General features: G+C 64.9%; 16 protein-coding genes. 4 read left to right on the top strand and 12 right to left on the bottom strand.

Annotation, left to right across the window (positions count from 1 at the left end; translation table 11 throughout):
• Positions 1–95: 95 nt before the first annotated feature.
• The gene (glgX, locus tag GOSPT_RS09740; RefSeq protein ID WP_005205673.1) at positions 96–2,750 is read left to right on the top strand and encodes a glycogen debranching protein GlgX; all 2,655 of its coding nucleotides are present in this window, start codon (positions 96–98) and stop codon (positions 2,748–2,750) included.
• Positions 2,747–5,170 (top strand): malto-oligosyltrehalose synthase, encoded by a 2,424-nt coding sequence (gene treY, locus GOSPT_RS09735; RefSeq protein WP_005205671.1) that lies wholly within the window; start codon positions 2,747–2,749, stop codon positions 5,168–5,170. Before glgX ends, treY begins: the two co-directional genes overlap by 4 nt.
• Here the strand turns inward: treY and GOSPT_RS09730 are convergent.
• The 9 genes from GOSPT_RS09730 to GOSPT_RS09690 form a co-directional block, all read right to left on the bottom strand.
• Positions 5,135–6,085, bottom strand: coding sequence for an Rv1363c family protein (locus GOSPT_RS09730; protein WP_005205669.1), 951 nt, complete (start codon positions 6,083–6,085; stop codon positions 5,135–5,137). The genes treY and GOSPT_RS09730 overlap by 36 nt on opposite strands.
• Before the next feature lie 120 nt (positions 6,086–6,205).
• Positions 6,206–7,378 (bottom strand): MlaD family protein, encoded by a 1,173-nt coding sequence (locus GOSPT_RS09725; RefSeq protein ID WP_005205666.1) that lies wholly within the window; start codon positions 7,376–7,378, stop codon positions 6,206–6,208.
• Positions 7,366–8,538 (bottom strand): MlaD family protein, encoded by a 1,173-nt coding sequence (locus GOSPT_RS09720; protein WP_245548700.1) that lies wholly within the window; start codon positions 8,536–8,538, stop codon positions 7,366–7,368. Before GOSPT_RS09720 ends, GOSPT_RS09725 begins: the two co-directional genes overlap by 13 nt.
• A gap of 98 nt (positions 8,539–8,636) precedes the next feature.
• Entirely contained in the window at positions 8,637–9,755 is a 1,119-nt protein-coding gene (locus GOSPT_RS09715; protein ID WP_039855507.1) for an MCE family protein, read from the bottom strand.
• An 8-nt stretch (positions 9,756–9,763) separates the two neighbouring features.
• A complete protein-coding gene (locus GOSPT_RS09710; protein ID WP_005205661.1) occupies positions 9,764–10,744 on the bottom strand; it encodes an MCE family protein in 981 nt (326 codons plus the stop codon).
• A gap of 8 nt (positions 10,745–10,752) precedes the next feature.
• Positions 10,753–11,787: an MCE family protein gene (locus GOSPT_RS09705; protein ID WP_005205659.1), complete on the bottom strand. Its 1,035-nt coding sequence runs from the start codon at positions 11,785–11,787 to the stop codon at positions 10,753–10,755.
• A complete protein-coding gene (locus tag GOSPT_RS09700) occupies positions 11,784–13,148 on the bottom strand; it encodes an MlaD family protein (protein WP_005205657.1) in 1,365 nt (454 codons plus the stop codon). Before GOSPT_RS09700 ends, GOSPT_RS09705 begins: the two co-directional genes overlap by 4 nt.
• A gap of 10 nt (positions 13,149–13,158) precedes the next feature.
• Entirely contained in the window at positions 13,159–14,025 is an 867-nt protein-coding gene (locus GOSPT_RS09695; protein ID WP_005205655.1) for an MlaE family ABC transporter permease, read from the bottom strand.
• Between the two features lies 1 nt (position 14,026).
• A complete protein-coding gene (locus GOSPT_RS09690) occupies positions 14,027–14,896 on the bottom strand; it encodes an MlaE family ABC transporter permease (protein WP_005205653.1) in 870 nt (289 codons plus the stop codon).
• A gap of 217 nt (positions 14,897–15,113) precedes the next feature.
• Here GOSPT_RS09690 and treZ point away from each other — a divergent pair, with 217 nt between their 5' ends.
• Positions 15,114–17,024, top strand: coding sequence for a malto-oligosyltrehalose trehalohydrolase (treZ, locus tag GOSPT_RS09685; protein WP_005205651.1), 1,911 nt, complete (start codon positions 15,114–15,116; stop codon positions 17,022–17,024).
• Between the two features lie 59 nt (positions 17,025–17,083).
• Here the strand turns inward: treZ and ilvA are convergent, their stop codons facing one another.
• On the bottom strand, positions 17,084–18,487 hold the full coding sequence (ilvA, locus tag GOSPT_RS09680) for a threonine ammonia-lyase IlvA (RefSeq protein ID WP_005205649.1): 1,404 nt from the start codon (positions 18,485–18,487) through the stop codon (positions 17,084–17,086).
• Positions 18,488–18,669: 182 nt separating this feature from the next.
• Here ilvA and GOSPT_RS09675 point away from each other — a divergent pair, with 182 nt between their 5' ends.
• Positions 18,670–19,656 (top strand): SMP-30/gluconolactonase/LRE family protein, encoded by a 987-nt coding sequence (locus GOSPT_RS09675; RefSeq protein WP_039855505.1) that lies wholly within the window; start codon positions 18,670–18,672, stop codon positions 19,654–19,656.
• On the opposite strand, the gene GOSPT_RS09670 is transcribed toward GOSPT_RS09675, so the two are convergent.
• Both GOSPT_RS09670 and GOSPT_RS09665 read right to left on the bottom strand, forming a co-directional pair.
• Positions 19,617–19,895, bottom strand: a complete 279-nt coding sequence (locus tag GOSPT_RS09670) for a hypothetical protein (RefSeq protein WP_005205647.1) — start codon at positions 19,893–19,895, stop codon at positions 19,617–19,619. The genes GOSPT_RS09675 and GOSPT_RS09670 overlap by 40 nt on opposite strands.
• A 143-nt stretch (positions 19,896–20,038) precedes the next feature.
• Positions 20,039–21,718 carry an NAD-binding protein gene (locus GOSPT_RS09665; protein WP_005205646.1) on the bottom strand — a complete coding sequence of 560 codons (1,680 nt, stop codon included), beginning with the start codon at positions 21,716–21,718 and terminating at the stop codon, positions 20,039–20,041.
• Positions 21,719–21,721 lie beyond the last annotated feature (3 nt).

Raw genomic sequence — 21,721 nt, 5'->3', positions numbered from 1 at the left:
GGGTGTCGTCCAACGCACACGGGTGCGGCTTTTCCTCGAGATGAAGACGGCGCGTATCGCGACTAGGGTCATGGCATGACTGCGAAAAGGTGGGCATGACCGTACCGCCGACCGACGACACGGCACCTCACGAGCCGGCACCCGGCACCGATGCCCAGAGCGTCGGACAGACAGCCGATGCGACGACGGCCACTCCCCCGCGTACATCAGAGTCGACGCTGGGATCGCTGCCGCCGGACAGCCCCGAACAGGCTGACGCGCTCGTCGCTCCCGAGCCCGAGCCCATCCCGGTCTGGCCGGGTACGCCATATCCGCTCGGCGCAACGTATGACGGTGTGGGAACCAACTTTTCGCTGTTCTCCGAGGTCGCCGAGGCAGTCGACCTGTGTCTGATCGACAGGGACGGGCACGAGCGTCGCATTCGTCTCGACGAGGTCGACGGCTACTGCTGGCATTGCTATCTGCCGAACATCGGCCCAGGCCAGTTCTACGGATATCGCGTCCACGGCCCCTACGATCCGGCGAGCGGGTTGCGCTGCGACCCGTCAAAGCTGCTGCTCGACCCGTACGGCAAGGCATTTCACGGAGATTTCGACGGCGACGAGTCGTTGTTCTCCTATCCCATGGCGTCGTCCGAGTCCGACGACGATGGTGGTGAACCGCCCGTCGTCCCCGCCGAACAGTCGTTGCGCGCCACCGCCGACCCCGACTCCGACGACTACGAGACCTCGTCGGCCACCACTGCCGGCGCGCACAACCCCACCGCGGACACCGGAGCCTCGGCAGAGGAACCGGAGATCGCGACCGCCAACGGGGACGCGGGCCCGTCGACAGGCGAGGCCGACGATCCCTCAGCTGACGCCGAGACCACCGTCGACGACGCCGAGACCACCGTCGAAGACACGGCCGACGACGTCGAAGTCCTCATCGAAGATGCCGACACGGAGACGATCACGCCCGCCGAGGACGTGTCGGCCGACCGGTCGCCGTCGATGCCGCAACTCGATTCACTCGGTCACACGATGTTGTCCGTGGTCATCAACCCGTACTTCGACTGGCAGCACGACCGCGCGCCACGACGCCCCTATCACCAGACGGTCATCTACGAAGCGCATGTCAAAGGCATGACCGCGACCCATCCCGACATCCCGGAGCAGTTGCGTGGCACCTATGCCGGCCTTGCCCACCCGGTGATCATCGACCACCTCAAAGAACTTGGCATCACGGCGATCGAACTCATGCCCGTGCACCAGTTCATGCAGGACTTCGTGCTGCGCGACAAGGGTTTACGCAATTACTGGGGCTACAACACGTTTGGTTTCTTCGCGCCGCATCTCGAGTACGCGTCCAACCCGGATCAGCCCGCCAGCGCGGTGACCGAGTTCAAGGCGATGGTACGTGCGTACCACACTGCAGGCATCGAGGTGATCCTCGACGTGGTCTACAACCACACCGCGGAGGGCAACCACCTCGGTCCGACCGTCTGCTTCCGCGGCATCGACAACGGCGCCTACTACCGACTCGTCGACGGTCAGCCCGAGATGTACATGGACTACACGGGCACCGGCAACAGCCTCAACGGACGCCATCCGCACACGCTGCAGCTCATCATGGACTCGCTGCGCTATTGGGTGCTCGAGATGCACGTCGACGGTTTCCGCTTCGACCTCGCGTCGACGCTCGCCCGCGAACTGCATGACGTCGATCGCCTGTCGGCCTTTTTTGATCTGGTGCAACAGGACCCGGTGGTCAGCCAGGTGAAGCTCATCGCCGAGCCGTGGGATATCGGCGAGGGCGGCTATCAGGTCGGCAACTTCCCGCCGCTGTGGACAGAGTGGAACGGCAAGTATCGCGACACCGTGCGCGACTATTGGCGCGGTGAGCCTGCGACGTTGGGAGAGTTCGCCTCTCGGCTCACCGGTTCGTCGGATCTCTACGAGTCCACGGGCCGACGGCCGTCGGCGAGTATCAACTTCGTCATCGCGCACGACGGCTTCACGTTGCGAGACCTGGTGTCCTACAACGAGAAACACAACATGGCCAACGGTGAGGACAACCGTGACGGCGAGAGCCACAACCGGTCGTGGAACTGCGGCGTCGAGGGTCCCACCGACGATCCGGAAGTGAACGAACTCCGCGCGCGCCAACAGCGCAACATCCTCGCGACGATGTTTCTGTCGCAGGGCACCCCGATGCTGGCGCACGGCGATGAGATCGGTCGTACCCAGCAGGGCAACAACAACGTGTACTGCCAGGACTCGCCGCTGGCGTGGATGGATTGGTCTCTCGCCGACAAGAATTCGGACCTTCTCGCGTTCACCCGCAAGGCCATCGACCTGCGCACCAAGCATGCGGTGTTCCGACGTCGACGCTTCTTCGCGGGCAAGCCGATCCGATGGGGGGAGGACATGCTCGACATCGTGTGGCTGACGCCCTCGGGCGAGGCGATGACGACCGCCGACTGGGACAGCGGATTCGGCAAGAGTCTCGCGGTCTTCCTCAACGGCAACGGCATCGCGGAGAAAAACGAACGCGGTGAGGTCATCTCCGACAACAGCTTCATGATCTGCTTCAACGCACACTACGAGGACATCGAGTTCACGTTGGCCTCCGAACGGCTCGGCCACGAGTGGGAGGGCGTCTTGGACACCACACATCCGCAGGGCGACTCCGACATCGAGTCGGCGCCCTGCGGCAGCACGGTCACGATCGGCGCGCGTTCACTCCTCGTCTTGCGCACGCTGGCATGACGACAAGCGATCGCCCACACCCGATCGCCACATACCGGGTACAACTGACACCGGATTTCGACTTCGCCGCCACCATCGGCATCCTGGATCACCTTGTGGCGCTGGGCATCAGCCACATCTATCTGTCACCGATCGGGACCGCCATGCCAGGGTCGACGCACGGCTACGACTGGGTTCCACCACCCCAGGTGTCTGCCACGCTCGGTGGCCTCGAGGGGCTCCGCGCACTCCGGGTCGCGGCGTCCGAGCATGGCCTGGGAATCATCGTCGACATCGTGCCCAACCACACCGGTGTCGCCGAGGTGATGCGCAACCCGTGGTTCGCCGATCTACTCCGGCGCGGCTCCGGATCGCGGTACGCGTCGTACTTCGACGTCGATTTCTCGTCGGAGAACGGTTGCGACGGCAAGATCGCGATCCCCGTTGTCGCCTCCGACGGCGACCTGTCGCCGCTGACCGTCGACTCGCACGGCGTGCTGCGCTATTGCGACCACGAATTCCCTACCGCACCAGGAACTCTCGGCGGTAGCGCACAGGATGTGCATGCGCGCCAACACTATCGGCTGGTGCCGTGGGACAGCGGCCTCATCGGCTACCGCAGATTCTTCACGGTCAACGAGCTCGCGGGCCTACGCCAAGAAGACCATGAGGTCTATCGCGCAACGCACACCTGGATCAACGAACTCTTCGACGCCGAGCTCATCGACGGCCTACGCGTCGACCATCCCGACGGACTCTGGCAACCGATGGCCTACCTCGACGAGTTGCGAAGCGACATCGGTCCCGACTCGCTGCTGTACATCGAGAAGATCCTGGCGGCCGACGAACAACTCGAACCGACCTTGCCCGTCGAGGGGACGACCGGATACGACCAGATGCGGATCATCGACGCGGTGTTCACCGCGCCGTCGGGAGTCGTCGAACTCGACGAGATCCACCTGCGCGTCACCGGCGTACCGGGTGATTCGCATTGGCTGCACACACAGGAGCGCGAACGCAAGCTGCAGACGCTGCACGACAAGTTCGGCAGCGAACACCGCAGATTGGTCCGCGCGATCACTCATTCTGATCCCGACGCCGATTCGGACGCGGTCGCCGAAGCGACCGCCGAGCTGATCGCGGCGCTGCCCGTGTACCGCGCCGATTACCCTTCGCTACGCCCCCTGCTGATCACGACAGCGACCGAGATCGCCGCGCGCAGAGCAGATCTCGCGGCCGCCATCGATACCGTGATCACTGCGACAGCGCACGAGGGTGCCGCGAGTTCTCGCCTGGCGCAGACCGGCGGTGCCGTGACTGCAAAGAGTATCGAGGACAGCCTCTTCTACCGGACAGCGCGACTCGTCTCGTCGCTCGAGGTGGGTAGCGACCCCGCCGACCCCACCATGAGCCTGCAGAACTTCCACGACCACAACGCGATTCGTGCGGCGCAATGGCCATTGGCCATGACGGCGACCAGCACGCACGACACCAAACGCGGTGAGGACGTGCGCGCTCGGATCGCGTTGCTCGCCCAGGTACCCGAACGGTGGTCGCTGCTCGTCGACGAGCTCTGGTCGAATTGGCCCCCGCCGGATGACCTCACCGGCTACTTCCTCTTGCAGAACATCATCGGCGTCTGGCCGATCGGTGATCCCCCCGGCAGCGCGACCGTCAGCGACGAACTCCGACAGCGCCTGTACGACTACGCGCGCAAGGCGACGCGGGAGGCCGAACTGCACACGTCGTGGACCGACGTCAACGAGGAGTTCGAGGGCCAGATCGACGCCTGGATCGACGAGATCACCAAAGGTGCTGCAGCCGAGTTGATCTCACGTTTTGTCTCGCGGATCGCCTCGGCGTGGGAGCAAGAGGCGCTGGCACGCAAGGCGATTGCGCTTCTGTGCCCGGGCGTACCGGACGTCTACCAGGGGACCGAGTGGTGGGACGACTCGCTCGTCGATCCCGACAACCGCCGCCCCGTCGACTACGACCGATCGCTCGATCACCCCAAGGCGCGGGTCGTGCGTGCGGCACTCGCGGTACGCGCAGCACGTCCGGCAGCATTCGATCGCGACAGCGGTTACCTACCGCTCTACGCCGACGGGCCGGGCGCCGACCACGCGATCGCGTTCGGACGCGTCGTCGACGAGGTGCCCGAGGTGATCGTCGTGACGGCCCGATTCACTCACAGCCTCATCGACGACGCGGCGCTGACCTTCCTCGACATACCCACCGGGACCTGGCGCGATGTGTTGTCGGACAAGGTCTATCGGGGCGTCGCAGACCTCGGGGAACTACGTGCCGCGAACCCTGTGACCATCCTGGTACGTGCAGGCGACGGTGACACCTCTGTGGCAACCGGCGCGGCGTCGGCGACTGGGGCCGACGTCGCCGCTGTTGGCTCAGCCGCCGGGAGCAGGAGCAGGCGCGGCGGGTGATGGTGCGGCCGGCGCGGGGCTCTGCGAACCGCCCTGCGTATCGGCGGCCGGACCGCTCGCTCCCTGCTGCTGCCCCAAACCGGCCTGTGCCCCACTGAGTTTGGACACCTTCCAGGAACCGTCTTCCTTCACCAGGTTGAGCCAGACGAGCATCAGCTCCTTACCGCCGCTGGGTGCGATCGTGCTCGTGCCGGACACCTCGACGAGCACGGCCGTCGAGGCACGATCGGCATCGAACGACTCGACCGACACCGACTTGACCGTCGGAGTGGCCTTGACGTTGAGATCGCGCAGCGCCTTGGAGCCGTCAGTCTGCTCACGCTCGAGATTCTGTCTGAACTCTCCGGTACTCAGCGGCCCCAGCAGGGTCTTCATGTCGCCGACGGCGTCGGAATTCATCGTGCTGACGAGTTTGACCGTGAAGACCGACGACGCCGACTTCGCATCGTCGAAGGCAGCCAACTTCTGTTGGTCGCGGTAGTAGCCCCAACCGAGCAGTCCGGCACCCACGATCAGCGCGACAACCACGATCCCTGCGAGCACCTTGAGAATTCCCGCGGTGCTGATGGTGACAGAGACCTGACGAGAACCCTTGCGCTCCTTCTTCTCCGGCTCTGCCGCGTCGCCTGATGCACTGCCCTCGGCCTTCTGAGCGGCGGTCTCCTGAGGGGTCCCGTCGGCGGCTGCGCTGGACCTGCGAGCCGCCGCACGCGCACTCTTCGTCCGAGGAGCCTGCCGCTCGGTGACATCGTCCGACGCTGCGGCATCTGCCTTCTCGGCATCTACCTTCTCGGCATCTATCTTCTCGGCGCCTGTCTTACCGGTGCCGACTTCTTGCGCGTCGTCGGTGTCGATCTTGTCGGTGCTGTTGTCGTCGACGTTGTTGTCGTCGGTGCTGTTCTTGTCGGCTGTCATGTGCTTCCAGTTCAGTGTGCTCGCCCGCCCCGGGTGCGGGCGCGATGTGCGGCTTCGCGGGTGGATTCGGCCGTGGTCGTCACGGCGGCCACACCGTCGTATCCCGGCGGTAGACCAGTCCTATCCCAGCGGTACCGTCCGTGCGTTCGGGTCGGCTCCCAGTGCCGGTCCCGCGGTGTCGTCCCCGGGAGGTCGGGGCGCGTTGGCCGAACCTCGGATCTGCTGGTTCTTGTCTTCGGTGACACAGTACAGATTGGTCGGAATCACCGTTTCGAGCACCTTGGTCGGGCGGATCGGGGTGACCGCGTAGTTGCAGTAGGGCCGCGGGAAGATCGACGCCATGACCCACCACGCACCGTCGTGGAACATGTCCTGGCTGATGTAGGAGGCGTCGCGGATCGACGGCAGCAGGGTCGCCAGAGCGGGTGCGCGCAGTGCGCCCTGACGCGCGATGTCTGCGACCTGTTGGACCACCCCGGTCAACGGATCTCGGATCTGACTCAGTGAGCCGCTCAGGCTGGTGAGCTGAGCGGGTCCCTTGCCGAGCAACGTGTTGAGTTCTCCGTTCGCGGCAACGGCCGAGTTCACCACTGCACTCGCGCCCGACACCGCCGTCCCCAGGTCGGGCTGGACGTTGGCGGTCGTGGCGAGGATCGTACCGGTCTGCTGGATGAGTTTGGTGGTCTCGGGCAGCACCCGACGCAGGTCGGTGAAGACTGTGCCCGCGGCGTCGAAGAACACTCGGAGTTGATTGGTCTGCCCGGCCTCCGGGGTCAGCGCGGTGTCGAGACTCGACACTGTGGCACGGAGTTTCACGGGGTCTATCTGACTGATGACATTCAACGACGACTCGAGCAACGCCGGGAACGGCGCGGTGACGTGCGTCTGATTGACCTCGATCGTGTCGCCGTCGGTGAAATAGGGACCGCTGCTCGTCGTCGGCGTGAAGTCGACGTACTGCTCGCCCGCCGCCGACAAGCCCAATGCCGATACCAGGGAATTCCGGTTGATCTTGACGTCGTCGTCGATGGTGAGGTTGGCCTGCACCGACTGGGGTTGCACCTGAAGCGACTCGACCTTTCCGATGTTGACGCCGCGGAGCGTCACACGTGAACTGTCTTGTAGTCCACCGGAAATCGGGAAGTTGACCGTGAGGTGGTAGGAGCCCTGCCAGGGGCGCCAACTCAGCGCACCGAACCCGATGTAGGCGAGGCCGACCAGCATGACGACGACGAGCCCGATGTTGCCGAGCAGACTCGAGTGCTTTCGCAACCAGGTGATCATCCGCAGCATCCCTTCGTGCCGCTCAGTTGCGCAAGAACCCGGGTCAGCGTCTGCTCGAGCGACTGCCCACCAGCCTGGAGGTCTTGCAGTTCGGGCAGTCTGCTGGCCGAATCGAACCCGAATCCCGTTGTGAGCCAGTACAACTTTGCTGAACTCGCAACAGAGTTGCCTCGAATCGTCTTGGCGAACTTCGGCGTCAGCTCACCCAGATTGCGCGACACCGGCCCGAGAATCGGTGGTATGTCGCGCAATTCGGCGGTCAGGGTTCGCAAACTCCCGACCAGCGAGACGAAGCTGTCCGAATTGCTGCCGAGGAAGTCATTCGCCGCGTCGGTGACGCTGTTCGTCTTGTCGAGCGTCGACAAGATCAGGTTCATCTGGTCGTCGATGGTGTCGATCGCCGGGCCGAGCTTGTTGATGGCCGCCATGATCTGCGGTCGACCCGCGGCGAGATCCGCGGTCAGTACGGAGGTGTTGCGGAACGAACGGTCGACCTCGGCGGAGTTGGCGTTCAGTCTGCTGATCGCGGTGGTGAATTCCTTGATGGCGCCCTGCAGATTGCCGGGGCTGCTCGGTCCGCCCGCCACGGCAGCGCTCAGCTCGGTGACGATCTGCTGCAACGACCCCAGCGATCCCCCGTCGACCACTGCGGCCGCGGAGACGAGGATGTCCTCGACGGTCGCCGCAGCCGACGTCGGGCCGGTGAGCACCGTGCCGTCGGCAACCGAGGGACCCGATGCGTTCGCCGGAGGCATGAGAGCGACGAAGACATCACCGAGGGGCGTCGCCTGTCGCAGTTGTGCCCCGGTACCCGCGGGGATCTGCGCGTCGCCTGCGACCTTCATCTGCACGATCGCGGTGTAGTCGCGCACCGCGATGTCGCTGACCTCACCTACGTCGGTGCCGTTGAGTTTCACCTTCGCGCGGGTCGGCAGGTTCAATGCGTTGTCGAAGTGCGCGATGAGCGTCTTGCCGTCGCCGATCCCACCGGGAGCAGGTAGCGGGAGCTGTTCGACGGTGAGGCCGGGCATCGCGCTGCAGCCGCACAGTCCGACGGTCGCCGCGACGATCAGCGTGAGGATCGCCGGGACACCTCGACGCGCGTCGCCGCGTCGGCGCATTCCGTGCGTCCGACCCGACTGCGTCCGACCCGACTGCGTCAGACCCATCTGCGTCCGAACTATCCGACGCATCGGCCGCAGATGTTCCGCGATCGCGGCGCGCGAGATGGGCGATCGCGGCCTGCCCAGCGTAATCGTGTACTGCCTCATTTGCTCATCTCCAGCAGACTCGAGAACACGCCGAGGTCTGGCCCGAAATCCTTGAGCTGACCGGTTCGGCAGCCGTTCTTCTGCAGGTTGATCGACTGGCAGAATTGGTTGAGCGCCTCACCGTCGATCAGCGACTTGTCAAGGAGCACCTGCAAGCGCCACGCGCGTTGCTCCGGCGATACGGTGTTGGCCAGGTTCTGGAACAGCAGCGGCGCGACGTCGATCGTCTCGACCACCTGACGCGAGTAGTCGCTCAGATTGCGCACCAGCGCGCTCAGTCTGCCCGTCGAGTCGCTGATGGTCGTCGAGTTGTTGCCGAGGAACTGCGACGTGTTGAGCAGCGTCTGATTGAGATCGTCGAGTGTCGCCGTCAGTCCCGGAGCTTGTTGACCCAGCATCGAGGACACCTGACTGATCGACGACGAGAACTGCTTCATCTTCGGGTAGTTCGCGGTCAGCGCACCGGTCAGCTTTTGTGTGTTCTTGATGATCTGCGTGAGCTGGTCGCCGTTGCCCGCGAACACGTCTGTCGCAGAGCCGAGTTGGTTGATTGCCTCACGGATACGCTCGCCGTTTCCCGACGTCGTGCCCGACGTGATGTCCACCAGATCGGCGATCGGCCCCTCGCCATCCTTGTCGGTACTCAGCGACGACACCAGTCGATCGACGGCGTCGAACAGATCTCCGACGGCCACCGGACTCCGACCCTCGTTCTTGAGGACGGCACCGTCTGTCAGTTTCGGTCCGCCGGAATAGGTCGGCGTCAACTCGATGTGGCGGGTGGTGACGATCGAGGTGTTCACGATCGCGGGGGTCGCGTCGACCGGAACCGGGACGTTCTTGTCGATGGTGAAGGTGACCTTGACGCGATTGCCTTGTTGCTCAACAGAAGTGACTTGCCCGACCGGCATTCCGAGGACCGCGACGTCGTTGTCCTTGTACAGACCGGCGACGTTCGGGAAATAGGCGGTCACCTTGATCTGTGAGCCGACGGCCACCTTCCAACTCGCCGGGACCAGCGAGCACCCCGAGAGCAATGCGACGACCAGGACGGTCAGCGCGACGATGATCGTCGGCCTACGCCAGTGCGGATTCGTGATCACGTGTCGACTCATTCCCATGCTCAGCACCCGTCCACCACACGTGCGGTACACAGCCAGTTGTCGGGGAAAAGGCCCCACGGGAGATATCCGGTGGAGTGTGGTCCGTCGGCCATGATGTTGTTCAGCATGCGTGAGGTGACCGGAAGGATCTGCAGGAGCTTGCGCAGATTCTCCTGGTTCTTCTGCAGGCCCTGGCTGATGGTGTTGAGGTTCGCCAGGATCGGCGCGAAGCTGTTGCCGTTCTCGGCGGCGACGGCTCGCGTCTGATCAGCCAGCGCCGCAACACCATCGAGGAGTTTGGTCACCAATGCCTCACGCGCGACGATCTTCTGAGCGAGTTGTCCACCCTGACCGACGATGACCGCCAATTGCGTCTGGGTGTCGTTCACCACCGAGGTCACCGTGTTCGTGTCGGCGAGGAGTTGGGTGATCTGGTCTTTGCGGTTGGTGATGATCTTCGACATCTCGACGACCGAATCGATCGTCGGTCGGGCAAGCGCAGGCGCATCCGAGAGCTGCGCGTTGAGCGTCGTGATGCTCTGCGCCAACGCTTTGACGTCGACACCGGCGATCACCGGCGTGCCCACTTCGAGAGTCTTCTGCAGGTCGTAGGGCACCGCGGTCTTGGCGATCCGACCATCGGGCGCGGGTTGCGACGAATCCCCCAGCGACACATCGATGTAGCGCTGTCCGAGCAGCGTCGACATCTTGATTTCAGCGGACCCATTGGAGGTGACGTTCACATCGCGATCGACCTTCATGGTGATCTTGACGTGATCCCGCTCGAGCGATGTGTCGGCAACCTCACCGACGTCGATTCCCGCAACGCGCACTTTGTCGCCCGGCCGGATACCCCCGGCCTGGGCGAAATCGGCTGAGTACGACTTCTTCCCGATGTGCGCCTGCCCGATCCCGGTGACGAGCAGGATGAGCGCCACGATCACGGCGGCACCGATGACGCCGTACCAGGTACGACGGTGCCTGCTGAAGCTCCTGCGCATGCGCCCGCTCATTGGCACACCGGGGAGTGCTTGGTGCCGCCGACTTTGTTGAGGATTCCCGGAGGCAGCAGAACATTGCCTATCGAGATGTCGAGATCACATGCGTACACGTTCAGATACGCCCCCTCCTGCATCGCTTTCGGTAGGAGCGCGAGGAACTTCGGCAGATCGACCACGGTCTGGTCGAGTGACGCGCCCGCCGAGATCAGCCCGTTCGTCGCATACCTGGTGTTGTTCGCGGCCGCCGCCAGATCTGTACGCGACCGACCGAGCACATCTGCGAATCCTGCTGCGGTTTTCCCGACCTGGTCGACGGACTTCCCCAGCGCGGCCGAGTTCGCGTTGAGTTTCTCGATGAGCGACGCGACGCTGGTCACGACCCCGGTGAGCTGACTCTTCTGCACCGAGAGGTCGCGCATCACGCCGCTGAGGTTGTCGATGATCGCTCCGATCACGACGTCGCGGTTGGCCATGTCGGAGGCGAGTTTGCTGATCTGCGCAACAGTGGTGTTCAACGACACGGTGTCGCCCTGGAACGCTTGGATCAACCCGTTCGACAACGCGTTGACCTGCTCGGGCTGCAGCGTGTCGAACACCGGCTGGAAGCCCGCCAACAACTTGGTGACGTCGAACGAATCCTGGGAGGGCTGCTGCAACGTCGAACCTGGAGACAACGGCGCCTCGGATGCCGCGTCCTTGCGCGAGAGCGCGAGGTAGCGCTGCCCGACGAGGTTCTGGTACCGGATCGCCGCCTGCGTGGTGGTGAACACCGGCTGGTCCTGTTGCACCTCGAACGTCACCTTGGCGCGGCCGTGGTCGAGGTCGATCGACTGCACACGTCCGACGCGAACACCTGCCATCCGCACGTCGTCGCCCGAGAGCAGGCCCGACGCGTCGTTGAAGTACGCCGAGAAGTCGCGCGTAGGACCCGACACGGAACGCTCGAGCGTCGAATAGATGATGTACGTCAGCAACAACGCGACCACGGCGAAGATGGTGAAGCCTATCAACGGCTTTCGGATCGACCCCTCGACCGCGCTCATCGTCCTCCCCCCGTGCCGTTGCCGTCGTGTTCTTGTTCGAGCGACACGGACTGCACGAGTGGGCCGAGCATCAGCGTGTCGGCCGCACGCGGTGCGCGATCGAGTGCCGTTGTCAGTGTCTGATTGTCTGCGCCGGTGGTGACCGCGCCCGCCGACGACCGGTCGCCGTCGTTGGATGGCTGGCCCGATCCCTGCTGGCGCGATCCCTGCTGGTTGGAGGCCGGCGCAACGCGCAGCGGCCCCGAACTGGTGGGACCGGTACCTGTTCCCGGTCCGATACATCCCGGACCGCGCGCCTGGCCGTACGGCCCGCCGTTGTAGACCGGGCAGTTCGCGCGCGAGTACTGTTGCAGCGCACCGAAACTGAGGCCGACGTTGACCTGGACGTGGCCGTTGAGTCCGGTGAACACCGTGACCGCCTTGGCGGCCAGTTGGTTGAGAGCGGTGAGCGCCTGCGGAAGCGAGTTCGGCTCGAGTGTCACTGCGCCGATCATCGTGTCGAGATCGGGAACCAATCGCTTGGCCACGTCGCCGTTGCGCGCGAACAGGGTCTGCGCCTGATCCAGCGTGGTCGACGCCGCGGTGAGGAGCGCGGTGATGTCACGTTGATGTGATGCGACGGTCATAGCTGGGATGACGCTGCGGCCCAATGTGTTCAGTAGTTCGGGCGCCGACTTCGCCAGTCCGAGTACCGAATCGTTGAAGTTGTCGAAACCCGACGGTGCACCCGCCGGGAACTGCGCGTTGAGGGATTCGAAGTATGTCTTGAGTTCGCCGGAGAACATCCCGAACACTGCGCCACCACCGTGCAGCGCATCCGCGATGGTGCCGAGCACAGACGCGAGTTGCTCGGGCGGGACAGCTGTCAGCAGTGTACGCAGATCGTTCTGCGCGTCTTGCAGCTTGATGGTCGGAAGTGACCGGTCTGCGGGAATGTTGGCGCCGTCGGAAAGATGTTCTGGTGCCGGCTGTTCGGGGGCGACGAACTCCACCGAGTTCACGCCGAACAGATTCGACGGCACCGTCCGCGCCGTCACATTTGCCGGAATGCCCTCGGCCTGAGAGGGATCGAGGTCGATGTCGACAACCTTGATCTGTTTGCCGCCCGCCCCCGTCTCGGTGGAGAGCTGCATGGTCTTGACCTCGCCGACGATCAGGCCGTTGTACCGGACATCCGCGCTGTCGACGAGCCCGTCGCCGATGTCTTCCATCTCGGCGTGCACGCCGACGACCGAGTCGAACGCACCCTGATAACGCATGAACAGGACGACGAACATGATGGCGAGAACAACCACGAAGATCAGTCCGCGCAGAACGTACTGGCGCAGCGACGGGTTGCGTCCGTCGGTGGCGATGTTCATCGGTCCCCCCTCATCCCGATATCCGAACGCCGGACGACATGCCCCAGAAGACGAGCGTCATGATGAGATTCGCGAAGACGATGACGATGATCGCGAGTCGGATCGCGTGGCCCGCTGCGACGCCGACCCCCTCGGGTCCGCCCGACGCGAAATACCCGTAGTAGCACTGGATAAAGGTGGTCAGCAGCACGAAGATGATCACTTTGATGAACGAGAAGAGCACGTCCTGAGAGCGGATGAACGAGTCGAAATACGAAAGGTAGTCACCTGCCCCCTTGCCGCTCTGGAGCTGGAACATGACCTGGCAGGCGATGTAGTTCGCGGCCAACGACACCGAGTAGAGCGGCACGATCGCGATCACGGCCGCGAGCATGCGGGTGGTCACGAGATACGGCATCGGTCGGATCGCGATCGACTCGAGTGCGTCGATCTCCTCGCTGATCCGCATCGATCCCAACTGCGCGGTGAACCGACATCCCGACTGTGCGGTGAACGCGGTCGCTGCGAGTAGTGGTCCGATCTCGCGGGTGGTCGCGAAGGCCGAGAGTCCACCGGTCACCGGCGCCATGCCGAGCAGGTTCAGCGCGGTGTAGCCCTCGATACCCACCGTCGCCCCGCCCATGACACCGAGGATGAGCATCACGCCGACGGTCCCACCGCCGACCACGATCGCCCCGTTGCCCCATGCGACGTCGGAGAGCAGGCGCCACACCTCTTTGCGGTAGTGGGTGAAGGTGAGCGGCACAGCACCGATCGACCGCACGAGGAACGTGACGAGATGCCCCATCCTGGCGAGTGCGTCGCGCGGTGCGGTGACGACTACCTTGCCCGCGCCGAGCGGACGTAGAACCGGTGGCACATACCGTGATGCGGTCACCTCACACCACCTTCGTCGGGACGAGGAGAGCGAACATCTGCGTGAGAATGACGTTCACCGTGAACAAGAGAAGCACCGAGTTGACGACGGCGGCGTTGACCGAATTCGCCACGCCCGCAGGCCCGCCCTTGGTCGACAACCCGCGATCACAGGCGACAATCGCCACGATCGCCCCGAAGATGACCGATTTGATGAGCGCGAACGAGAGGTCGGAGACAGAGGCGAACGATGCGAAGGTACCGGTGTAACTACCGGGCGTGCCGCCCTGGAAGTACACGTTGAACACGTAGCCGGTGATGAAGCCGACGAAGCACACGAAGCCACACAGCAGGAAACTCACGACCATCGTCGCGAGGAGTCGCGGCGAGATGAGTCGTTCGATCGGATTGACACCCATCACCCTCATCGCATCGATCTCGTCGCGGATCGTCCGCGAGCCGAGGTCGGCGGCGATGGCCGAGCCGACGGCGCCCGCGAGCAACAGTGACGTCACCAGCGGTGCACCCTGTCGAATCACACCGAGACCGGTTGCCGCACCCGAGAACGACGTCGCTCCGATCTGGCCTGCGATGTTGCTGACCTGGATCGACACGATGACGCCGATCGGGATGGCGACGAGCAGGGTCGGCAACACGGACGTGCTGGCCATGAAAGCGCACTGACGGATGAACTCCGCGAACGGAAACCGTCGTTTGGCGATATCGACGAATAGGGTTCTGAACACCTCGACGAACAGACCGAGTTGCCGCCCGAACGTGTCGAACGACGCCACGACATGCTCGCGAAACCAGACCGCAGCGCCGTTGTGGCGAGACCGGATGGTCACGCCACGTTCTGGCGCCGCACTCTCGCGCTCCGCGGTCTCACTCATGCCCGACTCTCGATGACAACCACCCCTGCCCGTGTTGTGCGGTGCCGCACGCTGCCGGCAATCATGCCACTGTTGGCGCTATGCCAACAAGCGGTCGTTTGCCAGAGTTCACTTATCTAACTGCGCGGTAATATACATCGCCACGCTGACATCATGTGTGATGGGTCACATGGTGGCGAGTCGGCGCCCGGCCGCCAGCGGATCTACCGTTGGGGCCATGCAGACCAACCCCGAACCGCTCGGCCCTGTCGACGCAGACACCCTGGCGACAGGAGCCTCGAGGTCGGAGGAAGACGTGCACACAAGCGCGCCGTCGAGACGGTTCACTCCTCCCTGCTTCATTGGCGACATCGAGGTGTGGGCCCCGGCCGCGAATGCTGTCGTTCTCGTGACCGACTCGTCGGACACCGACGGCAGTCCGATGACGCGAGTGTCCGATTCACCGGGCTGGTGGCGGGTCGACGCCGAGGGCGGTGCCGATTCCGGCGCGCCGTCGGAGTCGGATACAGGCCGTCGCTACGGCTTCCGAATCTTGTCGGACGACACAGACGACGACGCTCCCGTGCGTCCCGATCCCAGGTCTGTCCGCCAGCCGGACGGTGTGCACGACATGTCGGCGTTGCACGTCGTCGACGAATCGATCTGGACCGACGACGGGTGGCGCGGACGGTCGATTCTCGGTGCGATCATCTACGAGCTTCACGTCGGAACCTTCACTCCCACCGGGACACTCGACGCCGCCATCGACAAACTCGACCACCTCGTCGACCTCGGCGTCGACTTCGTCGAACTCATGCCGGTCAATGCGTTCAACGGCGACGTCGGATGGGGATACGACGGCGTCGATTGGTTCGCGGTCCAGGAATCCTATGGCGGTCCCGATGCACTCGCGCGGTTCGTCGACGCATGCCATGCACGCGGGATCGGAGTCGTGCTCGACGTCGTCTACAACCACCTCGGACCGTCGGGAAACTATCTGCCCGAGTACGGGCCGTACCTCAGCGACGGCGCCACCTCGTGGGGCGCCGGACTCAACCTAGCCGGACCGGACTCCGACACCGTGCGTGACTACATCATCTCCAACGCGCTGCGGTGGTTACGCGACTTCCACATCGACGCACTGAGACTCGACGCCGTCCACGCCCTCAACGATCATCGCGCGGTACACCTCCTCGAGGAGCTGGCAGCCGAAACAGATTCTCTCGCAGCAGAACTCGGCAGGCCACTATCACTCATCGCCGAGAGCGACCTCAACGATCCCCGCCTGATCTGGCCGCGTGATCGCGCAGGCTTCGGCCTGACTGCACAGTGGGACGACGACATCCACCACGCGATTCACACACTCATATCCGGAGAGCGCCAGGGCTACTACGCCGACTTCGGCAGCTACGGCGCACTGGCAAAGGTGTTGCGGGGTGGCTTCTTTCACGATGGCACCTACTCGTCGTTTCGACGACGACATCACGGCAGGCCGATTCCGACCGACGAGATCCCCGCAGCGGCACTGCTCGCCTACACCTGCAACCACGACCAGATCGGCAACCGCGCCATCGGAGACCGCCCATCGGCCTATCTCGATGCCGGCCAGCTCGCCATCAAGGCCGCGTTGGTGCTCCTCTCCCCCTTCACGCCCATGCTGTTCATGGGTGAGGAGTGGGCGGCGAGCACCCCGTTTCAGTTCTTCACCTCACACCCCGAACCCGAGCTCGGCCGCGCAACCGCCGAGGGACGCAAGGCCGAGTTCGCCGAGCACGGTTGGGATAGCGCCGAGATCCCCGATCCACAATCACCGCAGACATTCGCCGACTCGAAACTCGACTGGAGCGAACCCGACACCGGAGTCCACGCGCGGGTACTCGAGTTCTACCGTGCACTCATCGAACTCCGGAAGACACGAAACGCGTTCGCCGACAGCTCTTTTGCCTCCGTAGATGTCGAGTACGACGAGCAGGCCGGCTGGTTCGCGATGCATCGTGGCGACCAGACCGTCGTCGCTGTGATCGGCGCAGAGCCGACCACCGTGCCGATCCCGCTCGAACCGGCACTGAGCTGGACCGACGTCGACATCAGCGACGACGGCCTGCACAGCGGGGGCCACAACGTCATCGTCGGCACCAGAGTTCGCTGACGTACGACCAGGAACCGGCCGGTCAGGTCAGAAACGGCAGTCAGGTCAGAAACCGCGGGTCACGTCAGATAGTTGTACGCCGACGAGCCCGGCTCGAGTCGCTCGCAGTTGAGTCGCGAGTGCGACATCCGCTCCATGAGGTCGCCGAGCCCTTCCGGTGAACCCAGCTCGATGCCGACGAGCGCCGCACCCGTCTCACGGTTGTTGCGTTTGACGTACTCGAACACCGTGATGTCGTCGTCGGGACCGAGGACTTCGTCGAGGAACCTGCGCAGCGCACCCGGTTCCTGCGGGAAGTCGACGAGGAAGTAGTGCTTGAGCCCCTTGTGGACAAGAGACCGTTCGATGATCTCGTTGTACCTCGACACGTCGTTGTTGCCGCCGGAGATCAGGCAGACGACGTCGGCGTCGGCGGGCAGCGAGAGTCTCGACAGTGCGGTAACGGCCAGCGCGCCTGCGGGCTCGGCGATGATTCCCTCGTTCTGATAGAGGTCGAGCATCGTCGAACAGATCGCGCCCTCGTCGACGTGGGTGATGTGGGTGGTACCCGGTGTCACGACCAGCGGATCGTCGACGGACAGCACCGGCACGTGCGACGTTCCGCCCTGCCGCGCGACCTGTCGGCGCACCTCGGGGTGATCGGCGACGGTCGCGCCCATCGAGGCGAGTGCGTGGTGACCGAGTGCTCCGATTCGCTTGACCGCCGCGCCGTCGACGAACGGGTCGATCTCGTCGAGCGTGACCGGCCCGCCTGCCGCCAGCGCCGCCGACAGCGATGCCGCACCGTACGGTTCGACACCGATGATCGCGACGTCGTCGGATTTCGCCCGCAGATAGGTGGCGATACCCGCCAGGCAGCCGCCCCCGCCGACCGGAAGGACGACGACGTCGGGAACCCGGCCGAGCTGCTCGACGATCTCCACCGCACTGGTGCCCTGACCGGCCGCGGTGCGCGGGTCGTCGAATGCGTGAATCCATGCGGCGCCGGTCCGGATCACATCGTCCTGCGCGGCCGCCGCGGCGGCGTCGTAGGTGTCGCCGACCGCGATGAGTTCGACGAATTCGCCTCCGTGCCAACGAATACGGTCGCGCTTCTGCTTCGGCGTGGTCGTCGGGACGTAGATGCGGCCGGGGACCTTCATCGTGCGGCAGGCGTAGGCGACACCCTGTGCGTGGTTGCCTGCACTGGCCGCGACGACGCCGGGCGCGAGCTCGTCGTCGGACAGCAGCGACATGGTGTTGTACGCGCCGCGGATCTTGTAGGACCGTACGGTTTGCAGGTCTTCGCGCTTGACATGAATCCGCGCGCCGTACGCCTCCGAGATTCGTGGGACCGCCTCGAGCGGGGTGCGCGTGACCGCGGGCGAAATTCGCTCAACAGCCGCTTCGATCGCGTCGGCGGAGAGCTGCTGATCCGACGTCGTGGGCTGCGAATTGTCGATTCCGAGGTGTTGCGTACTCACGCTCTTATGGTCTCACCTCACGAAATCCCTCGTCGGGCGACCCGACCGACGTAGCATCGGTGACGTCCACCCATTTCGCCGCGTCGTCGTCGACACGCCGTCGTCCAGCCCAGTGGCGACACACTCACCGCATCGCGGCGGACGACAAGCAGGAGGTCGGCATGCTCCGACACCGCGTTCCCATGGCAGCCCTTCGGACTGGAACTCTTCGGCGGACCACAGCTCTTGCCACCGCCTGCGCAGCAGCGTGCGCGACGGTGATCGTCACCGCCGTCACCGGCACCGGTCCCGCGAATGCCGCGGCGCCGTGTCCGGGTGGCGCAGCACCGGCGCGGCTCGTCGGAACTGTTCCCGGAGCAGCGTTGGAAGGGCTGACTGTCGATTCGCGCGGACGGCTCTACACCACCGAACTGGTCAGCGGCCGGGTGTTCCGACTCGATCGACCCGGCGCCGGTGCCGTGCCGATCGCCAAGGTTCCCTCCGGTGGCGCAGGGGCACTCGCGTGGACCCCGGACGGCACGCTCCTCGTCGGCTACGGGTCGGACCCACGCGTCTTCCTGGGCGATGCGATCCGTCCCGGCGCGATTGCTCGGCTCGACGTCAACAACCTCGCCCTGCGCCCGTGGGTCGGCGGCCTCTCCGCAGCCGACGGAATGGATGTGTCGGCGCGCGGAAATGTGTACGCCACCAACGACTTCGGCAATTTGGTCGGACGTATCACTCCGAACGGGGCCGTCCAGGCCAACTGGGCTTCGATCCCGAGCGCCAACGGAGCGGTACTCAACCGCGACGACAGCTTCCTGTACGTGTCGCGCACATTCAGCAATCCGGGCGTCAGCCGGATCTCGACGGGCAATCCGCGTGTCGTGCAGAGTCTGTTGACGCTCGGTGGCGCCGACGCGCTCGCCGCACCCGACGGATTGACACTCGACGCCGCCGACCGTCCGGTGGTTCCGTTCAACGCGGGTGGTCAGATCGTGCGAATCACCTCACCGGGACGCTATTGCGTCCTCGCGAGCGGACTGCCGCTGTCGAGCGTGGTGTCGTACGGTCGTTCCGCGAGTGGCTTCTCGGCCGGGCACCTGTACCGGGCGGGCTTCGACGGTCGGATCTATGAGATCCCGAGTGGTTACTCAGCCGGGTCGGTCGCCGCGTTCCCCGGCCGCTGAGCCGACTCGCGCGTGAGGCTGGCGGCGACGATCCACACCGCGACACCTGCCGCGGCCGACGACCATGCGGCGATCTCGGGCGACCGGGTCACGACGAGTGCGACCAGCGCGACCGCAGCGGCTGCCACGGCTGAGTACAGCTTGTGCACCGGCCAGCTCACTCCGGCGATGTCGATCGTGTGGCCGGCGCCGGTTGCGCGACCGCGGTGAGCTCCGTTGGACTCGAGCAGAACTGTCATCGGATACCTCGCAACGATTCGGCTGGCTGTTCGTCTACCCGTTCGGGTGGGCTTTGCGTCGAGTATAGACACACCCGCGAGAAAATGTTCGGTGAGCCGAAACCTTCCAGAGTGACCGACCGATAATTGCTGGTCAGCTCGCGTCAGCGCCCGCCACGCAGGGTGTCGAAGAGCTCGTGGTAGGGACCGACGAGGTACGCGGTGTCGTCTGCGGCGAGGCGATCGTCGCGGCGGGGATGCACGATGGTGTCGGTGCCCCGCACGATGGCGATGATGCGTGTGCGCGTCGGCAGGTCGGCCATGGTCATGCCGTCAAGGGGGCTCCCGGCGCGGATGAACAAACCACCGACCATGAACGAACGCTGTCCGACGGAGAAGGTCGAGATCACCTGGAGCCCCAGGGCAGCCCCGATGAACCACGGCGCCGCCAGTTCGACCGTCGACCGGACGTTCTGGAATCCGAAGCGATGCGCGACGGCCTTACCGAGCGAGTGGTCGTAGACGCGCATGACGACGGGCACCCCAGGTCGTCCGTCGGCGCCGCGGGACCACCGTGCGCCGAGTAGTTCGCGCAGCACGATGCCGCTCTCGATGTTCACCATGTCGTCGTGTGTCAGCACGGCGACGGCCCGAGCCCGCGCAAGTCCGGCGTCGTTCAACGTGCTGCGGAGCGTCGCATCACCGAAGACGACCGGGATGTCGAGTTCTGCTGCCGCAGCGAGGTAACGGTTGTCGTCATTGCGCTCGACCACCGCGACCGGATAACCGAGCGCGACGAGGTCGGTGGCGACACGGATTCCGAATGAGCCGAGACCGACCACGATCACGTGGCCCGACATCTGGCTCGCGCGTCGGCGTCCGGCCGATGTCCCGATACGGCGCGACAGCAGCAGGTCGGCAACGAACGCCATCAGGATCGCCGTCGTGGTGATGCCCGCGAACATCAACGCGATCGCGAAGAGACGCAGCCACGTCGGCTGACCGACGAAGCTGAAGTCGCCGTAGCCGACGGTCGCGATTGTCTCGGTGGAGAAGTAGAGGGCGTCGACGAAGCTCATTCCTGGCCGGTGGTAGGTGAAGCGCAGAAGGACCGTGGCGCCCAGCAACAGGGCGAACGAGACACCGAGTGCACGGAACAGGTTGGGATTCACGTCGTCTCGGAACGCCCGGAGTCCGCCGAGCAGACGCATCGAGACGGGGCGGTTGCGTCGACGGTGCACACGCTCGGGATCGCCGTTGACAGCGATGCTCTGGTGCGCCAACTCGTCGGCGGTGCCGATCATCGCGACCCAGTCGCCCGCTCTCACAGCGAGATCGCGCCCGGGCGAGGGAACCACCTCCCCCTCGTCAGGGCTGTGCTCACCGCGCAGCACGGCGACTGGAGCGAGGTCGCCGTAGAGTTCGCGCAACGTGGCGTCGCGGGACGCGTAGTCGCCCGCGACGAGGAAGTCGTTGCCCGCCACCGGAATCGGGTGCGTGGTGCGGCCGAGACACGCCTCGACCACCGACGGACCCGCGAGCTCGGCGACGTCGAGCACCGCCCCCGGGCCGTTGCCGAGGGCGACAGCGTCGCGCAGGACGCCGCTCGACAGGTTGGTCACGACGCGCACCTCGGCGCTGAGTTGGCGTGTCAGAAGGGCGATCTCGAGGTTGAGCGCGTCGTCGGAACCGGCGCAGACGACGGCCGCGGCGGTTTCGACACCGACGTCCGGCAGGTCTGCAGGGTCGTGCAGCGACACGATGGTCGCTCCCGCGAGCCGTAGTTCTTCGGTGATGCGCTCGGTGAGGGCGTCATCGCCGTGCACGATGATGTGGCCGGGCATTGC

This window comes from Gordonia sputi NBRC 100414, from assembly GCF_000248055.1.
In the GTDB taxonomy this organism is placed as follows: Bacteria; Actinomycetota; Actinomycetes; order Mycobacteriales; family Mycobacteriaceae; genus Gordonia; species Gordonia sputi.
The sequence above is the reverse complement of the archived record's forward strand: the minus strand, read 5'-3'. Positions and strand labels throughout refer to the sequence as shown.

Coding starts and splice junctions, on each gene's coding strand:
- GOSPT_RS09710 (WP_005205661.1), bottom strand. CDS start 10,744: ATGCGCAGGAGCTTCAGCAGGCACCGTCGTACCTGGTACGGCGTCATC.
- GOSPT_RS09725 (WP_005205666.1), bottom strand. CDS start 7,378: ATGCTGCGGATGATCACCTGGTTGCGAAAGCACTCGAGTCTGCTCGGC.
- GOSPT_RS09720 (WP_245548700.1), bottom strand. CDS start 8,538: ATGGGTCTGACGCAGTCGGGTCGGACGCAGTCGGGTCGGACGCACGGA.
- GOSPT_RS09715 (WP_039855507.1), bottom strand. CDS start 9,755: ATGAGTCGACACGTGATCACGAATCCGCACTGGCGTAGGCCGACGATC.
- GOSPT_RS09690 (WP_005205653.1), bottom strand. CDS start 14,896: ATGAGTGAGACCGCGGAGCGCGAGAGTGCGGCGCCAGAACGTGGCGTG.
- GOSPT_RS09665 (WP_005205646.1), bottom strand. CDS start 21,718: ATGCCCGGCCACATCATCGTGCACGGCGATGACGCCCTCACCGAGCGC.
- GOSPT_RS09730 (WP_005205669.1), bottom strand. CDS start 6,085: ATGACAGCCGACAAGAACAGCACCGACGACAACAACGTCGACGACAAC.
- GOSPT_RS09705 (WP_005205659.1), bottom strand. CDS start 11,787: ATGAGCGCGGTCGAGGGGTCGATCCGAAAGCCGTTGATAGGCTTCACC.
- glgX (WP_005205673.1), top strand. CDS start 96: ATGACCGTACCGCCGACCGACGACACGGCACCTCACGAGCCGGCACCC.
- GOSPT_RS09700 (WP_005205657.1), bottom strand. CDS start 13,148: ATGAACATCGCCACCGACGGACGCAACCCGTCGCTGCGCCAGTACGTT.
- treZ (WP_005205651.1), top strand. CDS start 15,114: ATGCAGACCAACCCCGAACCGCTCGGCCCTGTCGACGCAGACACCCTG.
- treY (WP_005205671.1), top strand. CDS start 2,747: ATGACGACAAGCGATCGCCCACACCCGATCGCCACATACCGGGTACAA.
- GOSPT_RS09670 (WP_005205647.1), bottom strand. CDS start 19,895: ATGACAGTTCTGCTCGAGTCCAACGGAGCTCACCGCGGTCGCGCAACC.
- GOSPT_RS09675 (WP_039855505.1), top strand. CDS start 18,670: ATGGCAGCCCTTCGGACTGGAACTCTTCGGCGGACCACAGCTCTTGCC.